The following is a 1615-nucleotide window of genomic DNA, read 5'->3' on the forward strand; positions in this document are numbered from 1 at the left end:
GTTTATGCATTTGACACCCCAACGGATGTGCAATACGATCCCAATAATCAGAAAGATAAAGAACAATACACATTGTTAGTAAGAGATGTCGAGCAGATAAAAGTTAGTTTTAAGGTTAAGAAATAATCCTTGAAATTCTTCTATCAGGGTGTATTTAATATGTAGGCTGATAAGCGATACTTGGGTAGCTGCCAACTTCAAGAAATTGGAAAGGGCTTGGAAACCACCGAATCAAGCCAGGGAAAATGGATATTTATCTTAGTGTACATGTTCACAAAACCCGTATTTTATACATATGTGTATACGGGACTTCTTGCGCAGTCTGATTACGGCTTTTTCCGTAGTCGGACTTTTTTGTTACATTCGCTCCTAAAAGTTCCATTCGCTCTCGGAGGTAAATTTTCATGGATCAACGTCAAGCCTTGCGCAACGAGCTTCAAGCCATTATTGCTGCCTGTAAGCCCTTTGTCAAACGGCTCCGCGAACGCAGCTCACACATTCATGCCGGGCACTTTACGAACGTTTCTATGCGGTCTATGAAACTTGCAGGTCGCAATGACATGCTGCTGCCGACCTATCGGCGTCACGTCGATCGTCTGATCGAAGAATTTAATTATCAGGTCGCTTTGGCTTATGAGAAACATCCGGATCTTAAAAAGCTACCTAGACGTTCCAGAAACGATCCAGACGCGCCTAAAGAACCTACAAAGTCCGTTAAGGTGTCGATCACCCTTCCGGCTCATGAGTGGCTCTTTGTAGACGAAAGCATTAAGAACGGTTTCTCGCAGTCCAGGTCAGAATATTTTCGAAAGTTGCACATGGCCAGAAAAAAATAAAAGGAGTTGTCGTGGTATTGAAAATTGATAACGTTAAGGATCTGACTTCTGATTGGCGTGTAGAGATTTTTGGAGAGGATCATCGAGGTTACCAGGCTTACTGTGAACTGTGTAAAAAGAACGAGGAAGAAATCGCTGATTTGTTTCGGATTACGTTTACGCAGCTCAACGAAGCTCTCTTCTGCAACTACTGTGTTACGGAGCTGAAGGTCATGTTCGAAGCTGCAGTAAAAGTTGGCTCTTGAACGAATTTGTGTTTAGCTGCCCTTCTTCCCTTCCGACAGGGAAAAATGTTTTCAGCTGGACCAGTTAATCTGCCGTAGAACGAAGCCCAACTCCCCGAAGGGGAATCCTTTGGGCGGTGTGAAACAGAACGTCAGAGTGGGCAGTCAGAACGCCCCGAAGGGGCTGCTCTTATTTATTTAGTTATACCGATACTTTTGACCGCAAAAAAATATATGGTGCAGTCTATTTTCCGATAGCTCCATGAAAGGTGGTGGTTTTCCCTTTTGAAAATTCGAATGAAAATGAGCTGCCTACGCGCGAACGAGTTCGGCTCTTATTTGCAAAACGGGACCAAAACCTGAATCCAGACCCTTCCACGCTGCGAACGTGGGATATTGGGTTTGGATAATGTAATGTATCGTATTGTAAGTCATTACATTACTACATTACGTTACATTACAGAAATTTGTAAAGGGAAAGATTCCTTAGCATCTGGCGAGGCTGCGGAGGGGTAGGGGTTCCCTCGCTGATCGCCGGATGCCCCCCCTTCCCCC

The 1615-nt window shown here is 44.4% G+C and carries 2 protein-coding genes; both read left to right on the forward strand.

The window, feature by feature from the left end; genetic code table 11:
* Window positions 1–404: 404 nt before the first annotated feature.
* A complete protein-coding gene (locus AC3WRW_RS32965; protein ID WP_492550433.1) occupies window positions 405–836 on the forward strand; it encodes a hypothetical protein in 432 nt (143 codons plus the stop codon).
* A 17-nt stretch (window positions 837–853) separates the two neighbouring features.
* On the forward strand, window positions 854–1081 hold the full coding sequence (locus AC3WRW_RS32970; RefSeq protein ID WP_492550434.1) for a hypothetical protein: 228 nt from the start codon (window positions 854–856) through the stop codon (window positions 1079–1081).
* Window positions 1082–1615 lie beyond the last annotated feature (534 nt).

It is taken from the genome of Paenibacillus sp. FW126-R14, assembly GCF_058789495.1.

Excerpts from the sequence above, each read along its gene's own strand:
- AC3WRW_RS32965 (WP_492550433.1), top strand. The coding sequence starts at position 405 with ATGGATCAACGTCAAGCCTTGCGCAACGAGCTTCAAGCCATTATTGCT.